The sequence below is a fragment of the Mycobacterium sp. 852002-51961_SCH5331710 genome, from assembly GCF_001665535.1.
GTDB lineage: Bacteria > Actinomycetota > Actinomycetes > Mycobacteriales > Mycobacteriaceae > Mycobacterium.
Map to the genome: position 1 here is coordinate 41,979 of NZ_LZSQ01000117.1, position 23,983 is coordinate 65,961.

General features: G+C 67.5%; 29 protein-coding genes and 1 pseudogene. 18 read left to right on the forward strand and 12 right to left on the reverse strand.

Annotated features, from left to right (window positions below):
• Positions 1 to 4: 4 nt before the first annotated feature.
• Both A5752_RS21420 and A5752_RS21425 read left to right on the forward strand, forming a co-directional pair.
• Positions 5 to 676 carry a potassium channel family protein gene (locus A5752_RS21420; RefSeq protein WP_082964010.1) on the forward strand — a complete coding sequence of 224 codons (672 nt, stop codon included), beginning with the start codon at positions 5 to 7 and terminating at the stop codon, positions 674 to 676.
• Positions 673 to 1,338, forward strand: coding sequence for a potassium channel family protein (locus A5752_RS21425; RefSeq protein WP_067089878.1), 666 nt, complete (start codon positions 673 to 675; stop codon positions 1,336 to 1,338). Before A5752_RS21420 ends, A5752_RS21425 begins: the two co-directional genes overlap by 4 nt.
• A gap of 2 nt (positions 1,339 to 1,340) precedes the next feature.
• Here the strand turns inward: A5752_RS21425 and A5752_RS21430 are convergent, their stop codons facing one another.
• Genes A5752_RS21430 through A5752_RS21440 form a run of 3 tightly spaced genes read right to left on the reverse strand, consistent with a single transcriptional unit; the run spans position 1,341 to position 3,851 of the window.
• The gene (locus A5752_RS21430) at positions 1,341 to 2,777 is read right to left on the reverse strand and encodes an MFS transporter (protein ID WP_067089881.1); all 1,437 of its coding nucleotides are present in this window, start codon (positions 2,775 to 2,777) and stop codon (positions 1,341 to 1,343) included.
• Complete coding sequence (locus A5752_RS21435; protein ID WP_067089883.1) at positions 2,767 to 3,483, reverse strand: DUF3159 domain-containing protein; 717 nt, start codon at positions 3,481 to 3,483, stop codon at positions 2,767 to 2,769. Before A5752_RS21435 ends, A5752_RS21430 begins: the two co-directional genes overlap by 11 nt.
• Positions 3,480 to 3,851: an OB-fold nucleic acid binding domain-containing protein gene (locus tag A5752_RS21440; protein ID WP_067089886.1), complete on the reverse strand. Its 372-nt coding sequence runs from the start codon at positions 3,849 to 3,851 to the stop codon at positions 3,480 to 3,482. The genes A5752_RS21435 and A5752_RS21440 overlap by 4 nt, the downstream gene beginning before the upstream one ends.
• Before the next feature lie 134 nt (positions 3,852 to 3,985).
• Between A5752_RS21440 and A5752_RS21445 the strand changes: the two genes are divergently transcribed.
• Positions 3,986 to 4,684, forward strand: a complete 699-nt coding sequence (locus tag A5752_RS21445; RefSeq protein WP_067089889.1) for a hypothetical protein — start codon at positions 3,986 to 3,988, stop codon at positions 4,682 to 4,684.
• An 83-nt stretch (positions 4,685 to 4,767) separates the two neighbouring features.
• Here the strand turns inward: A5752_RS21445 and A5752_RS21450 are convergent, their stop codons facing one another.
• The gene (locus A5752_RS21450) at positions 4,768 to 5,541 is read right to left on the reverse strand and encodes a DUF3710 domain-containing protein (protein WP_067089893.1); all 774 of its coding nucleotides are present in this window, start codon (positions 5,539 to 5,541) and stop codon (positions 4,768 to 4,770) included.
• A gap of 1 nt (position 5,542) precedes the next feature.
• Entirely contained in the window at positions 5,543 to 6,007 is a 465-nt protein-coding gene (gene dut, locus A5752_RS21455) for a dUTP diphosphatase (protein ID WP_067089896.1), read from the reverse strand.
• A gap of 25 nt (positions 6,008 to 6,032) precedes the next feature.
• Here dut and A5752_RS21460 point away from each other — a divergent pair, with 25 nt between their 5' ends.
• Complete coding sequence (locus tag A5752_RS21460; RefSeq protein WP_067089899.1) at positions 6,033 to 6,509, forward strand: DUF3093 domain-containing protein; 477 nt, start codon at positions 6,033 to 6,035, stop codon at positions 6,507 to 6,509.
• 68 nt (positions 6,510 to 6,577) lie between these two features.
• On the opposite strand, the gene A5752_RS21465 is transcribed toward A5752_RS21460, so the two are convergent.
• Positions 6,578 to 6,880, reverse strand: coding sequence for a DUF4193 domain-containing protein (locus A5752_RS21465; protein ID WP_067089901.1), 303 nt, complete (start codon positions 6,878 to 6,880; stop codon positions 6,578 to 6,580).
• Positions 6,881 to 7,046: 166 nt separating this feature from the next.
• Here A5752_RS21465 and cei point away from each other — a divergent pair, with 166 nt between their 5' ends.
• A complete protein-coding gene (cei, locus tag A5752_RS21470) occupies positions 7,047 to 7,703 on the forward strand; it encodes an envelope integrity protein Cei (protein WP_067089903.1) in 657 nt (218 codons plus the stop codon).
• 37 nt (positions 7,704 to 7,740) lie between these two features.
• Here the strand turns inward: cei and A5752_RS21475 are convergent, their stop codons facing one another.
• Positions 7,741 to 8,583, reverse strand: coding sequence for an inositol monophosphatase family protein (locus A5752_RS21475; protein ID WP_067089908.1), 843 nt, complete (start codon positions 8,581 to 8,583; stop codon positions 7,741 to 7,743).
• A 136-nt stretch (positions 8,584 to 8,719) separates the two neighbouring features.
• Here A5752_RS21475 and ppgK point away from each other — a divergent pair, with 136 nt between their 5' ends.
• Together ppgK and A5752_RS21485 are read left to right on the forward strand one after the other, a co-directional pair.
• Positions 8,720 to 9,526, forward strand: a complete 807-nt coding sequence (gene ppgK, locus A5752_RS21480; RefSeq protein ID WP_067089911.1) for a polyphosphate--glucose phosphotransferase — start codon at positions 8,720 to 8,722, stop codon at positions 9,524 to 9,526.
• A 200-nt stretch (positions 9,527 to 9,726) separates the two neighbouring features.
• Complete coding sequence (locus A5752_RS21485) at positions 9,727 to 11,226, forward strand: RNA polymerase sigma factor (RefSeq protein WP_067090201.1); 1,500 nt, start codon at positions 9,727 to 9,729, stop codon at positions 11,224 to 11,226.
• Positions 11,227 to 11,231: 5 nt separating this feature from the next.
• Here A5752_RS21485 and A5752_RS21490 read toward each other — a convergent pair whose 3' ends face one another.
• Positions 11,232 to 11,714 (reverse strand): hypothetical protein, encoded by a 483-nt coding sequence (locus A5752_RS21490; RefSeq protein ID WP_156614076.1) that lies wholly within the window; start codon positions 11,712 to 11,714, stop codon positions 11,232 to 11,234.
• Positions 11,715 to 11,942: 228 nt separating this feature from the next.
• Here A5752_RS21490 and A5752_RS21495 point away from each other — a divergent pair, with 228 nt between their 5' ends.
• Positions 11,943 to 13,007, forward strand: a complete 1,065-nt coding sequence (locus tag A5752_RS21495) for a methyltransferase (RefSeq protein ID WP_082964011.1) — start codon at positions 11,943 to 11,945, stop codon at positions 13,005 to 13,007.
• Positions 13,008 to 13,010: 3 nt separating this feature from the next.
• Here the strand turns inward: A5752_RS21495 and A5752_RS21500 are convergent, their stop codons facing one another.
• Positions 13,011 to 13,793, reverse strand: a complete 783-nt coding sequence (locus tag A5752_RS21500; protein WP_067089917.1) for a hypothetical protein — start codon at positions 13,791 to 13,793, stop codon at positions 13,011 to 13,013.
• Between the two features lie 56 nt (positions 13,794 to 13,849).
• Here A5752_RS21500 and A5752_RS28090 point away from each other — a divergent pair.
• Positions 13,850 to 13,966 (forward strand): annotated as a pseudogene (locus A5752_RS28090) (RidA family protein); the annotation flags it as partial.
• Between the two features lie 12 nt (positions 13,967 to 13,978).
• On the opposite strand, the gene A5752_RS21505 reads toward A5752_RS28090, so the two are convergent.
• Positions 13,979 to 14,356, reverse strand: a complete 378-nt coding sequence (locus A5752_RS21505; protein ID WP_067089920.1) for a DUF952 domain-containing protein — start codon at positions 14,354 to 14,356, stop codon at positions 13,979 to 13,981.
• Between the two features lie 130 nt (positions 14,357 to 14,486).
• Here A5752_RS21505 and A5752_RS21510 point away from each other — a divergent pair, with 130 nt between their 5' ends.
• Both A5752_RS21510 and A5752_RS21515 read left to right on the forward strand, forming a co-directional pair.
• A complete protein-coding gene (locus A5752_RS21510; protein WP_064350917.1) occupies positions 14,487 to 14,681 on the forward strand; it encodes a DUF7455 domain-containing protein in 195 nt (64 codons plus the stop codon).
• 64 nt (positions 14,682 to 14,745) lie between these two features.
• Positions 14,746 to 15,738 (forward strand): YihY/virulence factor BrkB family protein, encoded by a 993-nt coding sequence (locus A5752_RS21515; RefSeq protein WP_067089923.1) that lies wholly within the window; start codon positions 14,746 to 14,748, stop codon positions 15,736 to 15,738.
• Here the strand turns inward: A5752_RS21515 and A5752_RS21520 are convergent.
• Entirely contained in the window at positions 15,728 to 15,964 is a 237-nt protein-coding gene (locus A5752_RS21520; protein WP_064350987.1) for a DUF3039 domain-containing protein, read from the reverse strand. The two genes, A5752_RS21515 and A5752_RS21520, sit on opposite strands and share 11 nt — an antisense overlap.
• A 66-nt stretch (positions 15,965 to 16,030) precedes the next feature.
• On the opposite strand from A5752_RS21520, the gene A5752_RS21525 reads away from it, so the two are divergent.
• From A5752_RS21525 to A5752_RS21535, 3 genes are all read left to right on the forward strand, one after another.
• The gene (locus tag A5752_RS21525; protein WP_156614078.1) at positions 16,031 to 16,432 is read left to right on the forward strand and encodes a DUF3099 domain-containing protein; all 402 of its coding nucleotides are present in this window, start codon (positions 16,031 to 16,033) and stop codon (positions 16,430 to 16,432) included.
• Between the two features lie 147 nt (positions 16,433 to 16,579).
• Positions 16,580 to 17,539 (forward strand): sigma-70 family RNA polymerase sigma factor SigB, encoded by a 960-nt coding sequence (gene sigB / locus A5752_RS21530; protein WP_067089929.1) that lies wholly within the window; start codon positions 16,580 to 16,582, stop codon positions 17,537 to 17,539.
• Positions 17,540 to 17,669: 130 nt separating this feature from the next.
• A complete protein-coding gene (locus A5752_RS21535; RefSeq protein WP_067089931.1) occupies positions 17,670 to 18,365 on the forward strand; it encodes an iron-dependent transcriptional repressor DtxR in 696 nt (231 codons plus the stop codon).
• A 28-nt stretch (positions 18,366 to 18,393) separates the two neighbouring features.
• Here the strand turns inward: A5752_RS21535 and A5752_RS21540 are convergent, their stop codons facing one another.
• Positions 18,394 to 19,434 (reverse strand): DUF4192 domain-containing protein, encoded by a 1,041-nt coding sequence (locus A5752_RS21540; protein ID WP_067090207.1) that lies wholly within the window; start codon positions 19,432 to 19,434, stop codon positions 18,394 to 18,396.
• A 162-nt stretch (positions 19,435 to 19,596) separates the two neighbouring features.
• On the opposite strand from A5752_RS21540, the gene sthA reads away from it, so the two are divergent.
• From sthA to A5752_RS21560, 4 genes are all read left to right on the forward strand, one after another.
• On the forward strand, positions 19,597 to 21,003 hold the full coding sequence (gene sthA, locus A5752_RS21545) for a Si-specific NAD(P)(+) transhydrogenase (RefSeq protein WP_156614089.1): 1,407 nt from the start codon (positions 19,597 to 19,599) through the stop codon (positions 21,001 to 21,003).
• A 134-nt stretch (positions 21,004 to 21,137) separates the two neighbouring features.
• The gene (locus tag A5752_RS21550) at positions 21,138 to 22,127 is read left to right on the forward strand and encodes a proteasome assembly chaperone family protein (protein ID WP_067089937.1); all 990 of its coding nucleotides are present in this window, start codon (positions 21,138 to 21,140) and stop codon (positions 22,125 to 22,127) included.
• Positions 22,128 to 22,193: 66 nt separating this feature from the next.
• Positions 22,194 to 23,216 (forward strand): alpha/beta fold hydrolase, encoded by a 1,023-nt coding sequence (locus tag A5752_RS21555; RefSeq protein WP_067089940.1) that lies wholly within the window; start codon positions 22,194 to 22,196, stop codon positions 23,214 to 23,216.
• Positions 23,217 to 23,274: 58 nt separating this feature from the next.
• Positions 23,275 to 23,961 (forward strand): PhzF family phenazine biosynthesis protein, encoded by a 687-nt coding sequence (locus A5752_RS21560; RefSeq protein WP_067089943.1) that lies wholly within the window; start codon positions 23,275 to 23,277, stop codon positions 23,959 to 23,961.
• Positions 23,962 to 23,983 lie beyond the last annotated feature (22 nt).

The window sequence follows — 23,983 nt, forward strand, 5'->3', positions numbered from 1 at the left end:
TGGAGTGCGTGTAGTGGTGATGGGCTGCGGCCGGGTGGGCGCGTCGCTCTCGGACAGCCTCTCCCGAATCGGCCACGACGTCGCGGTCATCGACCGGGACAGCACGGCGTTTCACCGGCTCTCGCCGGAGTTCTCGGGAGAGCGGGTGCTGGGTATGGGCTTCGACCGCGACGTGCTGCTGCGGGCGGGCATCGAGGAAGCGGGCGCATTCGCCGCGGTGTCATCGGGCGACAACTCCAACATCATCTCGGCGCGGGTGGCCCGCGAGACGTTCGGAGTCGAGCGCGTGGTGGCCCGCATCTACGACGCCAAGCGCGCCGCGGTCTACGAGCGACTGGGCATCCCGACGGTGGCCACCGTGCCGTGGACCACGGATCGCCTGCTCAACGTGCTGACCCGCGAGACCGAGACCACCAAGTGGCGTGACCCCACCGGCAACGTCGGCGTCACCGAATTGGCGCTGCACGAGGCGTGGGTGGGCCGGCGGATCACCGACCTCGAAGCGGCCACCGGCGGCCGGGTCGCGTTCCTGATCCGGTTCGGCGCCGGTCTGCTGCCCGACGCCAAGACCGTCATCCAGGCCAGCGACCAGGTGTTCATGGCCGCGATCGCCGGGCACATCGCCGAGGCCCTGGCCATCGCGGCACTGCCGCCGAGCGAGGAGCCCGAGGGATGAAGGTCGCCATCGCCGGAGCCGGTGCCGTCGGCCGGTCCATCGCCCGCGAACTCGTCGACACCCACGAGGTCACGCTGCTCGAACGCAATCCCGACCACATCGACGTCGACGCGATTCCGGCGGCACAGTGGCGGCTGGGTGACGCGTGCGAGCTGACGGTGCTCGAGTCCGTTCAGCTCGAACAGTTCGACGTGGTGATCGCGGCCACGGGTGACGACAAGGTCAACGTGGTGGTCAGCCTGCTGGCCAAGACCGAGTTCGCCGTGCAGCGGGTGGTGGCCCGCGTCAACGATCCGCGCAACGAGTGGTTGTTCGACGAGAGTTGGGGCGTCGACGTGGCGGTGTCCACCCCCCGCATGCTGGCGTCGCTCGTCGAGGAGGCGGTCGCCGTCGGCGACCTGGTGCGGCTGATGGAGTTCCGCAAGGGGCAAGCCAACCTCGTCGAGATCACGCTGCCCGACGACACCCCGTGGGGCGGAAAACCGGTCAAGCGCCTCGAACTTCCGCGTGACTGTGCACTGGTGACGATCCTGCGCGGCCCGCGCGTGATCGTGCCCGAATCCGACGAACCGCTCGAGGGCGGCGACGAGTTGCTGTTCGTCGCGGTCGCGGAGGTCGAGGAACAGCTGCAGGACCTGTTGCTGCACCCGCAGCAGCGCTGATCTCAGCGCGCGACGTGCGCCGGCGGGGGCGTCGCGCGATCGTGACAACCGGCGGTGGATTCCGGCCGCACCCGAGCGACGTCGCATTGCTCGTTGCGGATGCCCACCGCCGCGATCAGTCCCGCCACCGCGAAAAGCGCCGCGGTGACCAGTGCGCCTCGCGGGAAACCGTCGAAATCGACTGCGGCGCCGACGATCACGCCGGTGAGTGCCACCGCGATCAGTCCGGCGATCCGCGAGATCGCATTGTTGACCGCCGATCCGATGCCACTCTGCGCCGGATCGACGGCGGCCAGCACCGCGGCCGTGAGCGGTGAGACGGTGATCGTAAGCCCGAGACCGAACACGACCAGCCCCGGCACCAACTGGGTCCAGATGTCGACCGGAGGGTGGGCCGCCGACATCCACAGGAAACCCGCCGCTGCGACGATCGGCCCCACCGCCATGAACAACCGCGGACCATGCACACCGGCCAGGGTGCCGAACCGCCGCGCCAGCAGGAACGACAGCACGGGGATCGGCAGAGTCACCAGGCCGGCCCGCGTCGCCGACAGTCCGACGGTCTCCTGGAGAAACAGCGCCACGATCAACATGCCCAGCGACACCCCGGCGTAGAGGAACACGGTCGCCAAATTGCCGACCGCGAAGTTGCGGACGGCGAAGATCGCCGGCGGCATCATCGGATTCGCTGCGCGGCGCTCCCAGATCGGGAAGATCGCCAGGCAGATCCCGCCGAGCACCAATCCGGTTGCCACCGCCGGATGCGTGAAACCGAGGCGCTGGCCCTCGATGAGCCCGTACACCACACCGCTGAGCCCGACGGCGTTGAGCGTCGCCGCCACGCCGTCGACACGTCCCCGGCCGCCCTCCCGATCGCGATCCTCGGGCGGCAGTTTGGTCATGAGATACAACGTCACCGCGAGCGGGGCGAGATTCACCCCGAAGATCCATCGCCAGTTCAAGGCGTCGACCAGGACCCCGCCGAGCACCGGGCCGATGACAAACGCCGTACCCGTCCACGCGGTCCAGGTGCCGATCGCCCGTGCCTGGGCGGCGCCGGAGAACCGCGCGTTGATCATGGCGAGCGAACTGGGGACCAGGAACGCCGCCCCCACGCCCTGCAGCACACGCGCGGCGACGAGCACCCACCCCGCGGGTGCCGCGGCGCACAGCAGCGACGAGACCGCGAAGATCATCAGGCCCACCCGCAGAACACTGAGCCTGCCGAACTGGTCGGACACGGCGCCGGCGACCAGGATCAGGGCGCCCAGCGTCAACAGATAACCGTCGAGGACCCACTGCTGCAGTACCAGCCCGCCTCCGAACGTCCGGCCGATCGCCGGAAGCGCAAGGTTGACGACTGAGCCGTCGAGGAACGCCACGAACGAGGCGAGCACCGCGACCGCGATCAGCGGCCGGTCGGTGGCCTCAGCGGGCATCCGGTTGGGTCGCGTCGCCGAGCTCGGATGGCGATCCCTCGTCCGCGGTGACGGAGGACTCCCGCGCCTCGACGGCCTTCTGTGCGGACCGGATCGCCAGGTAGGTCACCACCGCGGCGACGGCGGTCAGCGGCCAACCCATGGAGATGCGCGCGACGCCGAGCCACCCGGTCTGGTCGGCGTCGTAGAGGTGCCGTTGCACGATGAAGCGCGAGGCGAACACCGCCACCCAGAACAAGGTTGCGACGTCGAACGCCGTGACGGCCCTACGGACATGGCGCCAGTCACGACCGTGCCCGTTGACCCAACTCCAGACGTAGCCGACGACGGGCCGGCGGATCACCACCGACAGCGTGAACACCGCCGCCCAGAGCAACGATGACCAAATGCCAAGCAGAAAGTAGCCTTTCGACTCCCCCATGACGTAGGCGATCAACGCGCAGATCCCCACGCCGAAGAAGCCGGAGACGGCGGGTTGCGCCGATTCCCGCCGAGCCAGCCGCCACGCCAGGATGATTCCGGCCACGCCGAGCGCGGTGACGATGGCGGGGATCAGTCCGACGAGTTGGGATACCGGAACGAACGCGACGACGGGTAGCGACGAATAGATCAGGCCGCTGATCCCGCCCATCTGGTCGAGGACGGCGTTCGCCTTGGTCGGCTGCTGGGTTCTGGGCTGCCCCGGTTCGGTTCCGGGGTCGCTCACTTCTGGATCTCGTAGTGCGGGTTGTAGATGGCCTTGGCGCCGTTGTCGAGCTTGCCGACGCGGCCGTGCACCTTCAGGGTGCGGCCGGATTCGATTCCGGGGATGCGCCGTTGGCCGAGCCAGACGAGCATCACCGAATCGGTGCCATCGAACAGTTCGGCCTTCACGCCTCCGGCGCACGCCTTGCCGTTGCACTCCACGCTTCGCAGGGTGCCGATCATCGTGACTTCTTGGCCGCGTTCACAGTCGATCGCCTTCTGGGCGCCGGTCATGGCGGCTTCGTCGCTCAGCTCCTCGACGTCCAGTTGCTCGGGGTCTTCCGTCAACCGCCGCGTGAGCCGGCGCAGATAACGTTCGGCCGTCGCCATGGCCTCTCCTGACTATCCGCAGATCCACCTTGGACCTACCCCGATAATCGCCACGGTAACCCTCTCAGTTACGAGATGCCACGCGGGGTCACCTCGCCACGCCGAGGGGTTTTCGCCCACGGCAGGATCGAGTCATGACGGTCACTCTGCGCGGCGTCACCGCGGTGCTGCTACCTGGCACGGGCTCGGATGACGACTTCGTCTACCGGGCCTTTTCCGGCGCCCTGCACGCGCAGGGTGCGACGCTTGTCACACCGCCGCCACAGCCGCACCGTCTCGTCGACGGCTACCGTGACGCACTCGACAACGCGGCGCGGCAAGGACGCATCGCGGTGGGAGGCGTGTCGATCGGCGCGGCGGTCGCAACGGCGTGGGCGTTGGCGCATCCGAGCCGGGCGGTGGCGGTGCTCGCCGCCCTTCCGGCGTGGACCGGTTCGCCGCAGCACGCCCCAGCGGCGGCCGCGGCGCGGCATTCCGCGGAACTACTGCGCCGCGACGGGCTCGCGGCCACCAGCGCGGCGATGCGGGCGTCGAGCCCGCGGTGGCTGGGCGACGAGCTCACCCGGTCGTGGCTCGGGCAGTGGCCGTCGCTGCCGGAGGCGATGGAGGAGGCGGCGAACTACGTCGCGCCCACGTGTGAGGACCTGGAGCGGCTGGCCGTCCCGCTGGGCGTGGCCGCGGCGTCCGACGATCCGGTGCATCCGATCGAGGTGGCCGCCGAGTGGGTGACGGCGGCGCCGCAGGCGGCGTTGCGCACGGTCACGCTCGACGAGATGGGCGCCGATCCGGGAGTGCTGGGCGCCGCGTGCGTGACCGCGCTACTGGAGGTCTGACGCCGCTCCCCGGGGTCGGGGTCACCGACGGGTGGATCGCACGCACCGGGTGCGTGGAATCAACCCGTTAACGGGGTCTCCGATCAGCCGCCGGTGATGGTCCGCAGCTGCTGCATCGCCGAGCCCTGTTCGCTGCGGCGCGCGACCGGTTCTGGCTGGCCGGCCTGCTGGGCTTCCTGCGCCTGCTCGGCGGCGGCCTGCTGGGCCGCGGCGGCCTCGCGCAGTTGGTTGGCCATCGGCTCGGGCAGCTCGACCGCCAACGGGGTGCGCACCGGCAGCGGGGTATCTCCGCGCCGAACAACGGTGTCGGCCAACGCTTCTCGAGCTTCGGTGGCGAGCGTGTCGATGTGTTCCTGCGGGCCGTTGACGACGCAGCGGATCATCCACCGGTAGCCGTCGACGCCGATGAAACGCACCACGCCCGGCTGACCCTGCTGGGCGGCCTGGGCCTGCTTGGCGGACGCCACGCCGACGACCTCGCGACCCCACGGACCGTCCTGGATCGAAACGTCGGCGCCGTCCTTGCGCAGGGAGTCGGCGAGTTCGGAGGCGATTTCGCGCCACAGGCCGCTGCTCTTGGGGGCGGCGTAGGCCGCGACGGTGAATCGGCCGTGTGGGGTAACGACCCATACCGCGCTGGGCACTCCCTGCGGGGTGAGCTCGACCTGCACCTGCCCGCCCGCGGGCAACGGGATCAGGACCGAGCCCAGGTCCAGCCGGCCGGCGGCAGCGGTCTCGGCGTCGTCGAAGTCTTCGATGTCGAACGGCCCGTCCAGTTCGTCGTCGACGGCGCCCTGCCCTACGGCATCCTCGACGTCGTCGGGTGTCCCGTTGTCTTTGCGTTTACCGAATGCCATTTCACAAACTCGCATGTCCGCCGGAGGAACCGTGGCCGCCTTCGCCACGGGTGGTTTCACCGAGACCGGCCTCGTCGAACGACGTGACCTCGACCAGCTCGGGCAATTCGACCCGTTGAACCAGCAACTGTGCGATGCGGTCGCCGCGGTGCACGATGATCGGTTGCTGTGGATCGAGGTTGATCAGCGACACCTTGATCTCGCCGCGGTACCCCGCATCGATGGTGCCCGGGCTGTTGACGATCGAAAGCCCAACGCGCGCAGCCAAACCCGAGCGCGGATGCACCAATCCGACCATCCCATGCGGGATCGCCACCGCGACGCCGGTAGGAACCAGCGCACGCTGACCGGGTGCCAGTTCGACATCGAGCGCACTGAAGAGGTCGACGCCCGCATCGCCGTCGTGGGCACGGCTGGGCATCGGCAGATCAGGGTCGAGGCGCACGACCGCCAGAGAAGTGGGCACGACGTCAGAGATTACTCTTGGCCGCGTGTCCGACACGCGCGCCACGACGCAATCCGTGCGCTACCGCGAGCGGCTCTGGGTGCCGTGGTGGTGGTGGCCGCCGGGCCTGGGTCTCGCGGCGCTGATTGCGGTCGAGATCGACATGGGTGTTCCTGCCATTCCCGGATGGTTGCCGTTCGCGCTGCTGTTGCCGGTCGCCGGGGTCGTCCTGCTGTGGCTGGGCCGCATGGAGGTGCGGGTGGTCAGCGGGCCGCAGGGCACCGAGCTGTGGGCGGGCGCCGCACACCTGCCCGCCGAGGTGATCGCCCGGTCGGCCGAGGTGCCTCGCAGCGCCAAATCCGCGGCACTGGGACGTCAGCTGGATCCGGCCGCCTATGTCGTACATCGGGCATGGATTGGCCCGATGGTTCTGGTCGTGCTCGACGACCCGGACGATCCCACGCCGTATTGGCTGGTGAGTTGTCGTCATCCGGACAAGGTCCTGGCGGCGCTCAGCAGCTGAGCTGCGAATTCAGGTAACAAGCGGCTGCAAATCGGGGCGGGTGGTTGAACTGCGATGGGCTGGACCAATTAGGCGGCGCAGTCCGAACAGATCATCAAGCCGTTCTTCTCGCTGGCCAGGCGGCTGCGGTGGTGGACAAGGAAGCAACTCGAGCAGGTGAACTCGTCGGCCTGCTTCGGGATCACCCGCACCGACAACTCCTCGCCGGACAGGTCAGCGCCAGGCAGCTCGAAGGACTCGGCGGATTCCGACTCGTCGACGTCCACAACCGCCGACTGGGCCTCGTTACGCCGCGCCTTCAGCTCCTCGAGCGAATCTTCCGAGACATCGTCGGTCTCGGTACGCCGTGGGGCGTCGTAATCGGTAGCCATCGTGGTCCCCTCCGGATAAACCTTGTGCAGCAGAGCTTTGTACCAGCGTCGAACGCATCCACCAAACGATTCGTGCCCGTATGTGTACCCGTTGCACTGTGATTTATGTCACATACCGGATCATCCCACGCGAAGAACCCGGGAGCAGGGGCTTTAGAGTGCAGGCGTGGTCGCGCAAATCACAGAGGGAACCGCGTTCGACGAACACGGTCGCCCCTTCCGGCGGCGGAACTACCTGCCGGGCATCTTGTTGTTGGTCGCGCTGTCGGTGGTGACGCTGTTGGTGTGGGTCATCGCGCTGAGCCGACCCGCCGACGTGCCGGAGGCCGCCATCTGCAATCCGCCGCCCGCACCCGCCGACCCGAACGCCCCCGCCCCGAGGCTGGGTCAACAGATCTCGAGCGCCGACATGGTCGAGGTCAGCCCCGCCCGACTCGCCGACACCAAGATCCGGGTGCTCAACGCCAGCGGCCAGGGCGGGCAGGCCGCCGAGGTCGCAGGCGCCTTGAAGGACCTCGGGTTCGCCGAGCCGACCGCGGCCAACGATCCGATCTACACCACCGCCCGACTGGAATGTCAGGGCCAGATCCGATTCGGCGAGGCCGGACGGGCCGCGGCCGCCGCGGTGTGGCTGGTCGCGCCCTGTACCGAACTGTTCCAGGACGACCGCGAAGACGACACCGTCGACCTGGCCCTCGGGACCGATTTCAGCGAACTGAGCAGCAGCGACGACATCGAAGCCGTGCTGGCCAGCCTGCGGCCCGACGCCACCCAGGCCTCCGACTCGTCGCTGTTGACCAAGGTTCACTCGGGAACCTGCTGAACTCCGATCTCGCTGTCCGACAGCAGATTTCGGTCCGTTACGGTGCGCCGGCGCGCCGCAGCACGTCATCGAGCGCAGCAGCTATGCCCGGTGCGGCGGCCGTGATGAACCCCGGCCCGCCGGCCGCGCCGCTCCCCTGCGGCAGCGCCAGCGCGGCACCCGCCTCCGCCGCGATGAGCGCTCCGGCGGCCCAGTCCCACAGGTGCACGCCGTCCTCGTAGTAGGCGTCGAGTTGACCCGCCGCGACCATGCACAGGTCCAGGGCGCACGATCCGATCCGTCGCACGTCGCGCACCTCGGGCAGTACCCGCGTCAGCACCTCCGCCTGGCGGGCGCGCTGGTCGCGGTCGTAGGAAAACCCGGTGCCCAACAACGACATTGAGAGATCGACGGCGGCGCTGGCGCGCAGCGGCGTGGTGCCGTCGGCGCCCCGCAGATGTGCGCCGTGGTCGAGGGCGGCCGAGTACACCGTGCCGGCGGGGACGTTCGCGACGGCGCCCGCCACCGAATTTCCGTTGCGCTGCACGGCCACCGACACCGCGTAGGCCTCCAGTCCGTACACGAAGTTGACCGTGCCGTCGATCGGATCGAGCACCCACGTGAGGGCGTCGCCGCGCGCGGGCGCACCGCCTTCCTCCTCGCCGAGGACATGCTCACCGGGCCGCAGTTCGGCCAGCCGGTCGCGGATCAGCCGCTCGGTCTCCGTGTCGACGATCGTGACCGGGTCGGTCGGTGAGCTCTTGGTCCGCACCCCGGGGGCGTCGTTCGACGGGCCGTCGAAAACCTCTGCGCGACGCCGTCGCACGAAAGCGGCCGCTTCGGTGGCGAGCCGCTCGGCGACCGAGCGCAGCTGGACGGGATCGGCGTCGTGTTCGGGCATCCATCCATCGCAGCACGTTCGCCCGGCGTTGTCGCCGACTGTCTGCCCCGACAGGCCCGCGTAGCCTCTGCTGAGCCACTAATGTGTGGGGCGCATACCTGGCTGCGGCACGCCTGCCCGAAGTAGAGGAGCGCACATGACCGCGACCAATTCGCCCGCCGTCGCCCCGAGTGTCAACGGCAGCCAACGGCGCGGGTTCGGCATCGACGTCGGCGGCAGCGGTGTCAAGGGCGGCATCGTCGACCTGAACACCGGGCAGTTGATCGGCGATCGGTTCAAGCTCGCAACGCCGCAGCCCGCGACGCCCGAGGCGGTCAGTAAGACCGTGGCGGCTGTGGTTCGCGAGTTCGGCTGGACGGAGAAGGTCGGCGTCACCTACCCCGGGGTCGTCACCGACGGCATCGTGCGCACCGCCGCCAACGTCGACAAGGGCTGGATCGGCAGCAATGCCAGCGAGTTCTACAGCAAGGCCCTCGATGGGCAGCCCGTCACGGTCCTCAACGACGCCGACGCCGCCGGGTTGGCCGAGGAGAGGTTCGGCGCGGGGCGGGACAACACGGGCCTCATCGTGCTGCTGACCTTCGGCACCGGCATCGGCTCGGCGGTGATCCACAACGGGGCACTGCTGCCCAACACGGAGTTCGGTCACCTCGAGGTGGGCGGTAAAGAAGCCGAGCACCGCGCCGCGTCGTCGGTCAAGGAACGCAAGGGCTGGAATTACGAGCGGTGGACCGTCGAGGTGACGAAAGTGCTGGTAGCGATCGAAAACGCGATCTGGCCGGATCTGTTCATCGCCGGTGGTGGAATCAGTCGCAAGGCCGAGAAGTGGATCCCGCTGCTGGAGAACCGCACGCCGGTGGTGGCCGCGGCGCTCCAGAACACCGCGGGCATCGTCGGCGCCGCGATGGCCGCTGAGGTGGACGTCACAGCTACCGCCAAGTAGCCACGCCGAAGTCCGATATTTGCCGCTGGAGGCGGCGTTATCCCACACTGTCGTTACAATGGTCGATGGCGGCCGCAGCCTGGATAGCGGCGATTATCAACCGCCAATATTCGACAGCCAACGCTCATCGATGGGGCACACCTCCCCCGCGCTTCGCGGTGGGCCCAGCCCGCGATGAGTAGCACAAGGAAAGGGTGTTCGTGGCAGCGACAAAGGCAAGCCCGGCAACCGATGAGCCGGTGAAGCGCACCGCTACCAAAACCGCCCCCGCCAAGAAGACCGCGGCGAAGTCGGCCAATGGGACGGCGCCGGCCAAGAAAGCCACCAAGACCCGCGCCGCCACCAAGGCGCCGGCCAAGAAGGCCGCCAAGGCAACCACCTCAGGCAAGGCACCCGCCAAGGCGGCGAAGGCCGCCAAGACGGCAGCACCGCGCGGACGCGCCAAGAAGGCCGCCGCGGGCGAACCCGACAACACCAAGCTCGACGGCGAGACCGACGAACTCGAGACCGACGACCTCGAAGCCGAACCGGACGAGGATCTCGCGGCCGAGGACGCCGACATCGACCTGGAGGATCTCGAGGTCGACGACGAGGCCACCGAGGAGACCGCGGAGGCCGCCGAGGGCGATGCCCCCGCCGCCGAAGCCGGTGAGGAAGCCGTCGCCGAGGACGACGAGATCGCCGAGCCGACCGAGAAGGACAAGGCGTCCGGCGACTTCGTCTGGGACGAAGAGGAATCAGAGGCGCTGCGGCAGGCCCGCAAGGACGCCGAGCTCACCGCGTCCGCCGACTCGGTGCGTGCGTACCTCAAGCAGATCGGCAAGGTCGCGCTGCTCAACGCCGAAGAAGAGGTCGAGCTGGCCAAGCGCATCGAGGCCGGCCTGTACGCCACCCAGTTGATGGCCGAGCTCGCCGAGAAGGGCGAGAAGCTGCCCGCCGCGCAGCGCCGCGACATGATGTGGATCTGTCGCGACGGTGACCGCGCGAAAAACCATCTGCTGGAAGCGAACTTGCGTTTGGTGGTATCGCTGGCCAAGCGCTACACCGGCCGCGGCATGGCGTTCCTCGACCTCATCCAGGAAGGCAACCTGGGTCTGATCCGCGCCGTCGAGAAGTTCGACTACACCAAGGGCTACAAGTTCTCGACCTACGCCACCTGGTGGATCCGTCAGGCGATCACGCGTGCGATGGCCGACCAGGCCCGCACCATCCGCATTCCGGTGCACATGGTCGAGGTGATCAACAAGCTGGGCCGCATCCAGCGTGAGCTGCTCCAGGATCTGGGTCGCGAGCCCACGCCCGAAGAGCTGGCCAAGGAAATGGACATCACGCCGGAGAAGGTACTGGAGATCCAGCAGTACGCGCGTGAGCCGATCTCGCTGGATCAGACCATCGGCGACGAGGGCGACTCGCAGCTCGGCGATTTCATCGAAGACTCCGAGGCCGTCGTGGCCGTCGACGCGGTGTCGTTCACGCTGCTGCAGGATCAGCTGCAGTCGGTGCTGGAGACGCTGTCCGAGCGCGAGGCCGGCGTCGTGCGTCTGCGGTTCGGGCTCACCGACGGTCAGCCGCGCACGCTCGACGAGATCGGTCAGGTGTACGGCGTTACCCGCGAGCGGATCCGCCAGATCGAGTCGAAGACGATGTCAAAGTTGCGCCACCCCAGCCGTTCTCAGGTGTTGCGCGACTACCTCGACTAGTCGCATCACGCCGGCGGCGGGGGCGGCGGTGGTCCGACCCTGTTGAGCTGGAATTCGTTGGCGCCGTTGTAGGCGTCCCCGCATATCCCCGGTTCGTGGTAGGAGCGCACGCCCTTTCCACTGGCCGCGTCCCAGGCGTAGTTCATCGGCAGGTCGTGCTGCGAGCCGTCCTCACAGGTGAGCGCATCGGGTGTCAGGGCGTCTCGCATGATCCACCAGCCGACCTGCCAGTAGGCGTTCGCGCTCCATCCCGGCGACTTCCGCTCGGTGTCGCCAGCGCCGTACTCGGTGACGTGCACGCACTGGAACGCATCGCCGTCACAGGGCGTGACGACCCACGTCGTCGGGCCCCACTCGTAAACGGCTTCGTAGGTGCCGAGCGCATTCTGTGTGATCTGGTCCGTGCCGTACGCCGGGGCGGCTACACCGATCGCCACCATTCCTGCCGCGACGACGGACGCCGCAGCGGTCACCCCCCTGCTTCCCATGCCCACTCCTTCGTGTCCGGCTCCCGTGTCAGCAGTATGCAACGCGGGCGACCGGGCCTGGACGCATTTGCTGTCAACCGGGTGCCCGCGAGTGTTGGGGCGGATGACGCGATCTCACGGGACGGCCCGTCGCGACACGTTCCCGTTCGTCTCGGGCTAGCAAACACATCGGGCGTAGAACCTGTAGTGTTTCCCGCCGTGCCGAATAAGCCAGCGAAGGTTCCGCCCATGCCCGTGGTCCGCGTCGTCAACCGCGTGCGCGCAACCCTGCAACATCTTCACCGCTCTACGGTGCCCGCGAGCGTCGCCATCCTCGAGATGGCGACCGGTGCGTGGCAGACGCAGACGATGTACGTCGCCGCGAAACTCGGCGTCGCCGACGAGCTCGCGAGCGGGCCGGCACGCGCCGCCGACATCGCCGAGCGGGTCGGGACGGACCCCGACGCGTTGTACCGGCTGATGCGGGCACTGGCGTCCAAGGGTCTTCTCGACCATCGCCGCGACGACACGTTCAGCCTGACCAAGGTCGGAGACGCGCTGCGCTCCGACCACCCGGAGTCGATGCGCGACATGGTGTTGTTCATCGGGCACCGTGCCCGCTGGGAGGACTGGGGCAGCCTGCTGCATTCGGTGCAGACCGGCGAACCGTCGGTCATCAAGTTGCGCGGCATGCCGTACTTCGACTACCTGGACACCGATCCCGACCTGGCCCAGGTGTTCAACAAGGCGATGACGGCCACGAGCGGCATCACCAACGAAATCGCGCTCGGCCAATACGATTTCAACAACTTCAAGCTGATCGTCGACGTCGGGGGCGGCCACGGCCTGCTGCTGTCGACCATCCTGAACGGCGCGCCCAACGCCCGCGGCATCGTCTACGACCTGCCGTCGGTGGTCACCGACGCCCCCACGACGTTCAAGGCCGCGGGAGTGGCGGACCGTTGCATCGCCGAGGGCGGTTCATTCCTGGACCGTGTACCCGAGGGCGGCGACGCCTACGTGATGAAGAACATCATCCACGACTGGGACGACGCCAACTCGCTGACGATCCTGCGTAACGTTCGCACCGCGATCGCTCCTCATGGCAAGCTGCTGCTGCTGGAAATGGTTCTGCCGGAACGGGCTACGCCGTTCATCGGCTTCCAGCTGGACCTCGAGATGCTCGTCACCGTGGGTGGCAAGGAACGCACTCGCGCCGATTACGCAGATCTGTTGCAAAACGCGGGTTTCCGGCTCGACCGCATCATCGACACCGTCACGCCGATCTCGATCGTGGAAGCCTCCCCGATCTAGCGGTCACCGCTTCTTGTCGCGCACCTTGTACGTCGACGGCCAGGACTCGCGCGTCTCGTCGCCGGTCAACGGAATGCCTTTGCTTCCGATCTTGATGTCGAAGGCCTCCTTGCCGGGGCCAACCTCCCGGTTGGCGTGCTCGGTGGCCAGATAGATCAACTGGTCGATCTCGGCTTCGGCGAACGCGACGAACGACGTCTTGCGGACGATGTCGTCCGCGCCGGCGGCGATCCGGTCCGGCAGCACCCGCGTCGCGAACGCCGCGGCCGCCACCAACGCGAACGGGATGACCCAGTAGCAGAGGAAGGACAGCGGCGTCTCGGTGTCCAGGACCGTCGCATCGCGGTCGACGATCGGCGGGATCGCCGACGCCACCGTCATGCCACCGAACGCCGCCACCCATATCCAGGACAGCTGCGAGGTGATGCGAGCGAACAGGTCGCTCTTGACGACATGAGCCTGCTGACCCGCTTCGGCGAACTCCCGCACAAACGGCTTGCCGATCAAGACGCCGGTGAGCGCGACGAGGAAGATCCCCAGGTTGCTCAGCGGAAAGATCCAGCGTTCGAGGAACGATTCGTCGAGCGCAAAAGTCAGCACCGTCAACACCAGAAATGTTGCCACAGCGCCGATTTCGAGTATCCGGCCGGGACCACCCCGCAGCTGCCCCAGCGTGAAACCGGCAACCGCGACCGCCAGAGCGATCAGCACCGCGACGGTGAACGGAACATTGCCGACGAGCACCCAGTAGACGATCCACGGTGCCAGACCTAACAAAATGCCCATGATTTGTAAGTGTACGTAGGGCTGGTCCGGCCTCGTGAGTGATCTAGTTTGGAGCCGTGCCAGAGCGGCGCGACATCTCTTCCATCTCGCAGTATGAGGCTGCGGTGGGCTACTCGCGGACGATGCGCAGCGGCCCCTACGTCGCCGTGGCCGGCACCGCGGGCGCTGGAGATCGAGGCCAACGCCTACGTCGAGGACCCGGATCCGGGCGCCAGCGGAGCGAACCGTCCGTCGGCGTCGGGCAGATAAGAAGTGACGCGGATCACAGCCCGGATTGGCAAAGGCCCGTACAGATGTGGGAACTCCATCCCCACGGGATCAGCGGGTACACCGGGTTCCCAGCGAACCGGAGAGGACAGTCGTGCGGCGTCGATGTGCAGCAGCACCAGATCGGTGCGACCGGCGTACAGCCGGTTGGCCGGCAGGTGCACCTGCTCGGGTGTCGAGAGATGCACGAAGCCGACTGCGGCCAACGAATCGGGGCGATGCTCGCCGTGCGCTCGAGCGGACCGCCATTCGTCTTTGCTACACAAGTGGACCAGAACGGTGGGCGCCGAGTTCATATCGCCAGCCTGCCGTGTCGGCAACTCGAGGTAACGGTGAGACACGACACACCGGTAAAGCCTTTGGGAACAACGCCGAAGGTCAAAACGTCTGAGACAGTAGATGCACGCGACAGTACGGAGGTCCGCAATGACGAACGCAACGCTCACCAGTCCCCCACTGACCCGGGCTGACCGCTGCGATCGTTGCGGCGCCGCTGCACGGGTTCGTGCGAAGCTCCCCTCCGGAGCGGAGTTGCTCTTCTGCCAGCACCACGCGAACGAGCACGAGGCCAAGCTGATCGAGCTGGCCGCCGTCCTCGAAGTCAGCCCGGTGGAGGCATAGCGTCCGACACGGCTGACAGCCGCTCTGGGCAGGAGCACCTTTCGTCAGTAATGCTGGACTGGTCATGAGTGACCAGCCCCGGCCGCTGCCGACGAAGCCGTCGCGCCACCACATCCGGCACATCGTGCGGCGCACCTTGTCCAAGAGCTGGGACGACTCGATCTTCTCGGAGTCCGCGCAAGCAGCGTTCTGGTCGGCGTTGTCGCTTCCCCCGCTGCTTCTCGGGATGCTCGGCAGCCTGGCGTACATCGCCCCGCTGTTCGGGCCCGAGACGCTTCCGATGATCGAAGACCAGATCATCGACACCGCCGCGCGGTTCTTCTCCACCAACGTGGTGACCGAGATCATCGAGCCGACGGTGCGCGACATCGTCAAGGGCGCTCGCGGCGAGGTGGTCTCGGTGGGGTTCGTGATCTCGCTGTGGGCGGGGTCGTCGGCGATCTCGGCGTTCGTGGACTCGATCACCGAGGCGCACGACCAGACGCCGTTGCGCCATCCGGTGCGCCAGCGGTTCTACGCGCTTGGCCTGTACGTGGTGATGTTGGTCGGCGCGATCCTCGCGGCGCCGTTCATCGCTTTGGGGCCGCGCAAGATCGCGACATTCATCCCCGACAGCTGGGATCACATCCTGCGCTTCGGGTACTACCCGGTGCTGATCCTGGGCCTGATCGTGTCGGTCAACATCCTCTACCGGGTCTCGCTGCCCAAACCGTTGCCGTCGCATCGGCTGCTGCTGGGCTCGATCCTGGCAACCGTGGTGTTCCTGCTGGCGACGTTCGGGCTGCGCTTCTACCTGACGTGGATCACCGCGACCGGCTACACCTACGGCGCGCTGGCGACGCCGATCGCCTTCCTCTTGTTCGCGTTCTTCCTCGGGTTCGCGATCATGATCGGGGCAGAACTCAACGCCGCCGTCCAGGAGGAGTGGCCGGCCGCGGACACCCACGCCAAGCGGTTCCGGTGGTGGCTGAAGGAGAAAGCGGACTCACTCAACGGCGTCTCCGCCGACGACCCGGCGCCCGCCCCGGGCACCTCAGCTGACCGCGCTACTTCTTGAGCTTCTCGTAGATCCGCTTGCACTCCGGGCACACCGGCGAACCCGGCTTGGCCGACTTCGTCACCGGAAACACCTCACCGCACAGGGCGACGACGTGAGTTCCCATCACCGCGCTCTCGGCGATCTTGTCCTTCTTGACATAGTGGAAGAACTTGGGGGTATCGCTGTCAGTCCCGTCGTCGACGCGTTCGTCGGTGTCGGTGCGCTCGATCGTCTGGGTTTGCATGACAACCATTTTGCCCGTAAGAAAACCGACCCGTACAGCGGAGCCACAATGTGGAACAGTGGAGTTATGAAACAAAGCCCCGAGCTGAGTTTCGATGACGACGGTCGGCCCATCCTGATCACTCGCGCCGCCCCCGCCTACGAGGAACAGCACCGCCAACGGGTTCGGAAATACCTGACGATCATGTCGTTTCGTATCCCGGCCCTCGTCCTGGCCGCGGTCGCCTACGGCATCTGGCACAACGGGCTGATCTCGCTGGCCATTCTGGTCGGTTCGATTCCGCTGCCGTGGATCGCCGTTCTCATCGCCAACGACCGCCCGCCGCGCCGTCCCGAGGAGCCGCGTCGCTACGACAACCGGCACCGCTCCGCCGAGGTCGCGACCGCCGAGCGGCCGGCGCTGGAACACGGCAACATCGCCGCGCCGCAACCCGAGGGATGCGCCCCGAACGGTGATGTTCCCAGCTGAGACGCTTCTATCGCTTTTCTAAGGACATTCTCAGGTCCTCGCCGAGAAACCGCTGATCAGAAGGTGTGAACCAGCCAATGGCTGGGAACTCTTTGGACCTCGTGGGCGTTGTAGCTCATGACAGTTCGACTTGATCAGGAGGCCGTCATGGCAAATGCCAGCACCATCCGCGTCGACCAAGACCTGGACGCCCAGAGTCCAGCGGCTGACCTCGTGCGCGTGTACCTCAATGGCATTGGCAAAACGGCCTTGCTCAACGCCGCCGACGAGGTGGAGCTCGCAAAGCGCATCGAGGCAGGGCTTTACGCCAAGCACCTGCTCGAGACGCGGAAGCGCTTGGGAGAGAACCGCAAACGTGATCTTGCCGCGGTGGTCCGTGACGGTGAGGCGGCGCGACGCCACCTCCTCGAGGCCAACCTGCGCCTCGTGGTGTCGCTGGCGAAGCGCTACACCGGTCGCGGGATGCCGCTGCTCGACCTGATCCAGGAAGGCAACCTGGGCCTGATCCGGGCGATGGAAAAGTTCGACTACACCAAGGGATTCAAGTTCTCGACGTACGCCACGTGGTGGATCCGACAGGCGATCACCCGCGGCATGGCCGACCAGAGCCGCACCATCCGGCTTCCTGTGCACCTCGTCGAGCAGGTCAACAAGCTGGCTCGAATCAAGCGCGAGATGCATCAGAACCTCGGACGCGAAGCCACCGATGAGGAACTCGCGGCCGAGTCGGGCATCCCGGTCGAGAAGATCACCGATCTGCTCGAGCACAGCCGCGACCCGGTGAGCCTCGACATGCCGGTCGGCAGCGACGAGGAAGCCCCCCTGGGTGACTTCATCGAAGACGCCGAGGCGATGTCCGCCGAGAACGCGGTCATCTCCGAGCTGCTGCATACCGACATCCGGCACGTGCTCGCCACGCTCGACGAGCGCGAGCAGCAGGTGATCCGGTTGCGGTTCGGCCTCGATGACGGCCAGCCCCGCACCCTCGACCAGATCGGCAAGCTGTTCGGGCTCTCCCGCGAGCGGGTCCGCCAGATCGAGCGCGAGGTCATGGCCAAGCTCCGCAACGGCGAACGCGCGGATCGGCTCCGCTCCTACGCCAGCTAGAAGCCCCGATGACGATCCCCGCCGGCAACAACCGGCGGGGATCGTGTCGTCTCGAGCCGGTGTCGCGGACGTAACAACGCAGTTCAGGCCCTCAAGCCGGTAGACTCACCTTCGACGGAGGGTTAGCGCAATGAATGATCTGGTCGACACCACAGAGATGTACCTGCGGACGATCTACGACCTCGAGGAAGAGGGCGTGGTGCCCCTGCGTGCACGCATCGCGGAACGTCTCGATCAGAGCGGCCCGACCGTCAGCCAGACGGTGTCCCGCATGGAGCGCGACGGCCTGCTGCACGTCGCCGGGGACCGCCACCTCGAGCTGACCGAAAAGGGCCGCGCCCTCGCGGTCGCCGTGATGCGCAAGCACCGACTCGCCGAGCGGCTGCTCGTCGACGTCATCGGCTTGCCCTGGGAGGAAGTCCACGCCGAGGCGTGCCGCTGGGAGCACGTGATGAGCGAGGACGTCGAGCGCCGGCTGGTTCAGGTGCTCAACAACCCGACCACTTCCCCGTTCGGCAACCCGATCCCCGGACTGTCCGAGTTGGGCTTGATCAGCACCTCCTCCGACCGTGACCCCCTGAACCTCGTGCGCCTGACCGAGCTGCCCGCGGGGATGCCGGTCGCGGTGGTGGTCCGGCAGCTGACCGAGCACGTCCAGGGCGACGTCGACCTCATCGGCCGGCTCAAGGACGCGGGCGTGGTGCCCAACGCCCGAGTGACCGTGCAGACCAACGACCACGGCGGGGTGATGATCGTGATCCCCGGCCACGAACAGGTCGAACTGCCCCATCACATGGCGCACGCCGTCAAGGTCGAGAAGGTCTGACCGGCCGATTGGGCCCAACGGCCGGCGATCAGCCGGCCCGCCTCCCGAACGCCTGCCGCGGCGGTAACCGCACCCCCAGCTGGTCGGCCAATCGGTAACCGGTAGCCGCCAGCTCTCGAATCTGCTCCGGCCGCAGGCCGGACTGCAGCGCGGTGTCGAGCATGCCCGCCATCCGATGCGTCCCGTCACACCGCAGCGCCGCCTCCAGGGACACTCCGGCCAGCGGACCGTCGCCACGCGCGTACGCCGAGAACGCCAGCAGCACGAGGGCCTCGGCGCGCCACTGCTCCGGGAGCCGCCGCGAGAGCTCCGCCCACAACGCCTCGGCCTGGGGCGCGCGCTCGCCGACCGCGAGAGCGTAGAGCGTGTCACGGACCTGCAGATCGGTCAGAGCCGCCGCGATCCGGACCAGCGTCTCGTCGGGCAACTCGGCGCCGTCGGCGACACGGGTGGCCGCCGCCATTACCGCCTCGATGTCGCGGCAGGCGTCGGCGTCCGATCGCGCCGCTCGCGCATCGTCGATGCGGCCGGCCAGCGTGTCCGCATGGGCGGGGTCCCTGACCGCGATGACGTCCTGAAGTTCGCCGCGCCGGGCATAGAGCCTGCGCCCGTCCAGCACAGCGGCCATGGCCAGCGGCGACGCGGCCGGGTCGTCCACGGTGCCCGTCGCGCCGCAGCCGTCGGCACAGTGCCAACGGCCGCCGGCCGCGATCCGGTCGACGACATGGGCCGCGAGCAGTTCTATGCCCCGGTCGGCGAGTGCGGAGGCCAGCATCGCGGCCAGCTCGCGGTACTCGTCGTTGCAGAGCCGGCAACCCGCGCCGTCCTCGTCCACGACGACGGCGATCGCCGCGTCCGGTCGTGCGGACGCGGCGACCTCGGCGATGTGCTCCACCGATTCGGGCAGCTCGTCGGAGAGGTCGACCCGCATCACGCAGCCCAGGGCGCCGCGGTCCACAGTCACGAGCACGAGGGACTTCTCCGGGACGAAGCCGAGGACGGCGGGCAGGGCGGCGATCAGGACCGCCGGGCGGTCGAGGTGGAAATCGGGTGATGGTGAGGTCGTCATGGGCCGACCCTCCCCGCCCACTCGGACGACGATCGCCCATCGACGGCCCAGGTCCGCCCCGCTGTGGATCAATCCCGTGTTGGGGATGATTTCGGCCTCGGTTGAGGCCAGTCGGCGTGCGGAAATCGTCCAACCGGCGTACATCTTGTTGCCATGGCTTCCATGCTCGAATATGACCTCGTCGTCATCGGTTCGGGACCCGGCGGGCAGAAGGCGGCGATCGCCGCGGCCAAGCTCGGTAAGACAGTCGCGGTCATCGAGCGGGGCCGGATGCTGGGCGGCGTCTGCGTCAACACCGGGACCATCCCCTCCAAGACGCTGCGCGAGGCGGTCGTCTACCTCACCGGCATGAGCCAGCGCGAGCTGTACGGCGCCAGCTACCGCGTCAAGGAGAAGATCACACCGGCCGACCTGCTCGCGCGCACCAGCCACGTGATCGGCAAGGAGCAGGACGTCGTCCGCTCGCAGCTGATGCGCAATCGCATCGACCTCATCCAGGGCCATGGCAGGTTCATCGACCCGCACACCGTGCTGGTCGAGGAACCGACCCGCGGTGAGCGCACCATGGTCAGCGGCGAGTACATCATGATCGCCACCGGCACCAAGCCCGCCCGGCCGGCAGGCGTCGAGTTCGACGAGGACCGCGTGCTGGACTCCGACGGGATCCTCGACCTCAAGTCGCTGCCCTCGACGATGGTCGTGGTCGGCGCCGGCGTGATCGGCATCGAGTACGCCTCGATGTTCGCCGCACTCGGCACCAAGGTGACCGTCGTGGAGAAACGCGACAACATGCTCGACTTCTGCGACCCCGAGATCGTCGAGGCGCTCAAATTCCACCTGCGCGATCTCGCGGTGACGTTCCGGTTCGGCGAGGAGGTGACCGCTGTGGACGTCGGCGCCGCGGGAACGGTCACCACGCTGGCCAGCGGTAAGCAGATCCCCGCCGAGACGGTGATGTACTCCGCGGGCAGGCAGGGCCAAACCGAGCACCTCGACCTGGAGAATGCGGGCCTGCAGACCGACGCGCGCGGCCGCGTCGACGTCGACAGCAACTTCCAGACCAAGGTCGATCACATCTACGCCGTCGGCGACGTGATCGGTTTCCCCGCGCTGGCGGCGACGTCGATGGACCAGGGCAGGCTGGCGGCCTATCACGCGTTCGGCGAGCCGGCCAAGGGCATGACCGACCTGCAGCCGATCGGCATCTACTCGATCCCGGAGGTGTCCTACGTCGGTGCCACCGAGGTCGAGCTCACCCGCAACGCGATCCCCTACGAGGTCGGGGTGTCCCGCTACCGCGAGTTGGCCAGGGGCCAGATCGCCGGCGACTCGTACGGGATGCTCAAGCTGCTGGTGTCCACCGATGACCTCAAGCTGCTCGGCGTGCACATCTTCGGCACCAGTGCCACCGAGATGGTGCACATCGGCCAGGCGGTGATGGGGTGCGGCGGGACCGTCGAATATCTTGTCGACGCGGTGTTCAACTACCCCACCTTCTCCGAGGCCTACAAGGTCGCGGCGCTGGACGTGATGAACAAACTGCGCGCACTCAACCAGTTCCGCACCTGACCGGCCGATCTCGGCAAACAATTTCGTCGCTTCCGGCATGGGATGCCCGGCAGTGGGAACGCAACGTGCGCGAGACTAGTTGTCACTGTAAGAAGACGTTCACGGTCTGGCACCACTGCGAGGAGGCGAGGCTCATGGCTGACAACGCTGGTAACCCGGAGCAGCACTACCAGCCTGACCAATCAGGCATGTACGAGTTGGAGTTCCCCGCGCCCCAGCTGTCGTCCAAGGACGGCCGCGGGCCGGTGCTCATCCACGCCCTCGAAGGCTTCTCCGACGCCGGGCGCGCCATCCGGCTGGCCGCCCAGCATCTGAAGGACACCCTCGACACCGAGTTGGTGGCGTCGTTCGCGATCGACGAGCTGCTCGACTACCGGTCACGGCGCCCGTTGATGACGTTCAAGACCGACCATTTCACCAACTACGAGGACCCCGAGCTCAACCTGTACGCGATGCGTGACAGCGTCGGAACCCCGTTCCTGCTTCTGGCGGGCATGGAACCGGACCTGCGTTGGGAGCGGTTCATCACCGCCGTGCGCCTGCTGGCCGAACAGCTCGGTGTGCGCCGCGTCGTGGGCCTGGGCACCATTCCGATGGCGGTGCCGCACACCCGTCCCATCACGATGACCGCCCACTCCAGCGACAAGGAACTGATCTCCGATCACCAGCCGTGGGTCGGCGAGGTACAGGTCCCCGCGAGCGTGTCCAACCTGCTCGAGTTCCGGATGTCGCAGCACGGGCACGAGGTCGTCGGCTTCACCGTCCACGTGCCGCACTATCTGGCGCAGACCGACTATCCCGCGGCGGCCGAGGCGTTGCTGGCCGAGGTCGCCAGGAACGCGTCGCTGCAGTTCCCGCTCGACGCGCTGGTCGCGGCGGGCGCGGAGGTGCTCACAAAGATCAACGAGCAGGTCGAGCAGAGCCCCGAGGTCGCGCAGGTCGTTGCGGCGCTCGAGCGCCAGTACGACGCGTACATGACGGCCCAGGAGAACCGGTCGCTGCTGGCCAGCGACGAGGACCTGCCCAGCGGAGAAGAGCTCGGCGCCGAATTCGAGCGGTTCCTCGCCCAGCAGGCCGAGAAGAAGGGCAAGGACCGCTTCGAGGACGGCGACGACGCCGGATGACGAACGTCGCCCGGTGAATGGGCGACTCGAGGCGCGAGGTTGACGGCGGCCCGCTAAGTTGGCGCAATGGCGCCGCGAAAGCCGAACCTTCGCCCCGTGCGGGATCTGACGCCCGTCCTGCAGTTTCGCACCATCCACGGATACCGGCGCGCGTACCGCGTAGCGGGCTCCGGACCGGCGATCCTGCTGATCCACGGCATCGGCGACAACTCCACCACGTGGGAGACGGTCCAGTCGAAGCTCGCTCAGCGATTCACGGTCATCGCGCCGGACCTGTTGGGCCACGGCAAATCCGACAAGCCGCGCGCGGACTATTCGGTCGCCGCCTACGCCAACGGAATGCGCGACCTGTTGAGTGTGCTCGACATCGACCACGTCACCGTGATCGGCCATTCGCTCGGCGGCGGGGTGGCCATGCAGTTCGCCTACCAGTTCCCCCAGCTCGTCGACCGGCTGATCCTCGTCGGTGCCGGCGGCGTCACACGGGATGTGAACATCGCGCTGCGGTTCGCCTCGCTGCCGATGGGCAGTGAGGCGCTGGCGCTGCTGCGGCTGCCGTTCGTGCTGCCCGCATTACAGGTGGTAGGCCGCGTCGCCGGTGGTGTGATCGGATCGACCGGTCTCGGTCGCGATCTGCCTCAGGTGTTGCGCATCCTCAACGATCTTCCCGAGCCCACGGCGTCTTCGGCGTTCGCGCGGACGCTGCGCGCGGTCGTCGATTGGCGCGGCCAGGTGGTGACCATGCTGGATCGCTGCTACCTGACGCAGTCGGTTCCGGTTCAGCTCATCTGGGGCAGCTGCGACGCCGTGATCCCCGTCAGCCACGCGCGGATGGCCCACGCGGCGATGCCGGGGTCGCAGTTGGAAATCTTCGACGGCTCCGGCCATTTCCCGTTCCACGACGACCCCGAACGCTTCGTCGAGGTGGTCGAGGAGTTCATCGACGGCACCGAACCGGCGGTCTACGACCAGGAGTATTTGCGCGGGCTGCTACGGGCGGGGATCACCGAGAACGCGATCTCCGGTTCGGCCGACACGCGGGTCGCGGTGCTCGACGCGATGGGCACCGACGAGCGCAGCGCGACCTGATCTTCCCGCCCACCGCGACCGCGCCACCCTCACGCCGATAGCAAGTAGCATCGGCCCCATGGCCATCGACGTGACGGTGTTGCGAGTCTTCACCGACCCTGACGGCAACCACGGAAACCCTCTCGGTGTCGTCGACGCCAGCACCGTCGACTCGAATGATCACCAGCGGATCGCGACCCAATTGGGTTACAACGAAACCATATTCGTCGATCTGCCGGCCCCCGGCACGAACACAGCACACGCACGCATTTACACGCCGGCCGTCGAACTGCCCTTCGCCGGACATCCCACCGTCGGCGCGGCGTGGTGGCTCCGCGAGCAGGGCGCACCCGTGCACACCTTGCGCGTTCCCGCCGGCATCGTCCAAATCGCCTACAGCGACGACCTCACCTCTGTTCAGGCCCGCGCGGAGTGGGCACCCGAATTCGCCATCCACGACATCGGCTCGGTGGACGAGCTTCTCTCCCTCGACCCGTCGGACTATCCCGACGACATCAACCACTACGTGTGGACGTGGACCGACAGGGACAAGGGTGAGCTGCGGTCCCGGATGTTCGCGACCGACCTCGGCGTGCCCGAAGACGAAGCCACCGGCGCCGCCGCCGTGCGGATCACCGACTACCTGAGTCGCGACCTGAGGATCGTGCAGGGCAAGGGTTCACACATCTACACCGAGTGGAGCCCCGAGGGCTGGGTGCGTGTCGCCGGTCGCGTGGTCAGCGACGGCACCAAGCAGATCGACTGACCAACACACACCGTGCGGTGGG

Coding starts and splice junctions, on each gene's coding strand:
- A5752_RS21425 (WP_067089878.1), top strand. CDS start 673: ATGAAGGTCGCCATCGCCGGAGCCGGTGCCGTCGGCCGGTCCATCGCC.
- A5752_RS21430 (WP_067089881.1), bottom strand. CDS start 2,777: ATGCCCGCTGAGGCCACCGACCGGCCGCTGATCGCGGTCGCGGTGCTC.
- A5752_RS21440 (WP_067089886.1), bottom strand. CDS start 3,851: ATGGCGACGGCCGAACGTTATCTGCGCCGGCTCACGCGGCGGTTGACG.
- A5752_RS21445 (WP_067089889.1), top strand. CDS start 3,986: ATGACGGTCACTCTGCGCGGCGTCACCGCGGTGCTGCTACCTGGCACG.
- A5752_RS21450 (WP_067089893.1), bottom strand. CDS start 5,541: ATGGCATTCGGTAAACGCAAAGACAACGGGACACCCGACGACGTCGAG.
- A5752_RS21465 (WP_067089901.1), bottom strand. CDS start 6,880: ATGGCTACCGATTACGACGCCCCACGGCGTACCGAGACCGACGATGTC.
- A5752_RS21475 (WP_067089908.1), bottom strand. CDS start 8,583: ATGCCCGAACACGACGCCGATCCCGTCCAGCTGCGCTCGGTCGCCGAG.
- ppgK (WP_067089911.1), top strand. CDS start 8,720: ATGACCGCGACCAATTCGCCCGCCGTCGCCCCGAGTGTCAACGGCAGC.
- A5752_RS21490 (WP_156614076.1), bottom strand. CDS start 11,714: ATGGGAAGCAGGGGGGTGACCGCTGCGGCGTCCGTCGTCGCGGCAGGA.
- A5752_RS21495 (WP_082964011.1), top strand. CDS start 11,943: ATGCCCGTGGTCCGCGTCGTCAACCGCGTGCGCGCAACCCTGCAACAT.
- A5752_RS21500 (WP_067089917.1), bottom strand. CDS start 13,793: ATGGGCATTTTGTTAGGTCTGGCACCGTGGATCGTCTACTGGGTGCTC.
- A5752_RS21505 (WP_067089920.1), bottom strand. CDS start 14,356: ATGAACTCGGCGCCCACCGTTCTGGTCCACTTGTGTAGCAAAGACGAA.
- A5752_RS21510 (WP_064350917.1), top strand. CDS start 14,487: ATGACGAACGCAACGCTCACCAGTCCCCCACTGACCCGGGCTGACCGC.
- A5752_RS21515 (WP_067089923.1), top strand. CDS start 14,746: ATGAGTGACCAGCCCCGGCCGCTGCCGACGAAGCCGTCGCGCCACCAC.
- A5752_RS21520 (WP_064350987.1), bottom strand. CDS start 15,964: ATGCAAACCCAGACGATCGAGCGCACCGACACCGACGAACGCGTCGAC.
- A5752_RS21525 (WP_156614078.1), top strand. CDS start 16,031: ATGAAACAAAGCCCCGAGCTGAGTTTCGATGACGACGGTCGGCCCATC.
- sigB (WP_067089929.1), top strand. CDS start 16,580: ATGGCAAATGCCAGCACCATCCGCGTCGACCAAGACCTGGACGCCCAG.
- A5752_RS21535 (WP_067089931.1), top strand. CDS start 17,670: ATGAATGATCTGGTCGACACCACAGAGATGTACCTGCGGACGATCTAC.
- A5752_RS21540 (WP_067090207.1), bottom strand. CDS start 19,434: ATGACGACCTCACCATCACCCGATTTCCACCTCGACCGCCCGGCGGTC.
- sthA (WP_156614089.1), top strand. CDS start 19,597: ATGCTCGAATATGACCTCGTCGTCATCGGTTCGGGACCCGGCGGGCAG.
- A5752_RS21550 (WP_067089937.1), top strand. CDS start 21,138: ATGGCTGACAACGCTGGTAACCCGGAGCAGCACTACCAGCCTGACCAA.
- A5752_RS21555 (WP_067089940.1), top strand. CDS start 22,194: ATGGCGCCGCGAAAGCCGAACCTTCGCCCCGTGCGGGATCTGACGCCC.
- A5752_RS21560 (WP_067089943.1), top strand. CDS start 23,275: ATGGCCATCGACGTGACGGTGTTGCGAGTCTTCACCGACCCTGACGGC.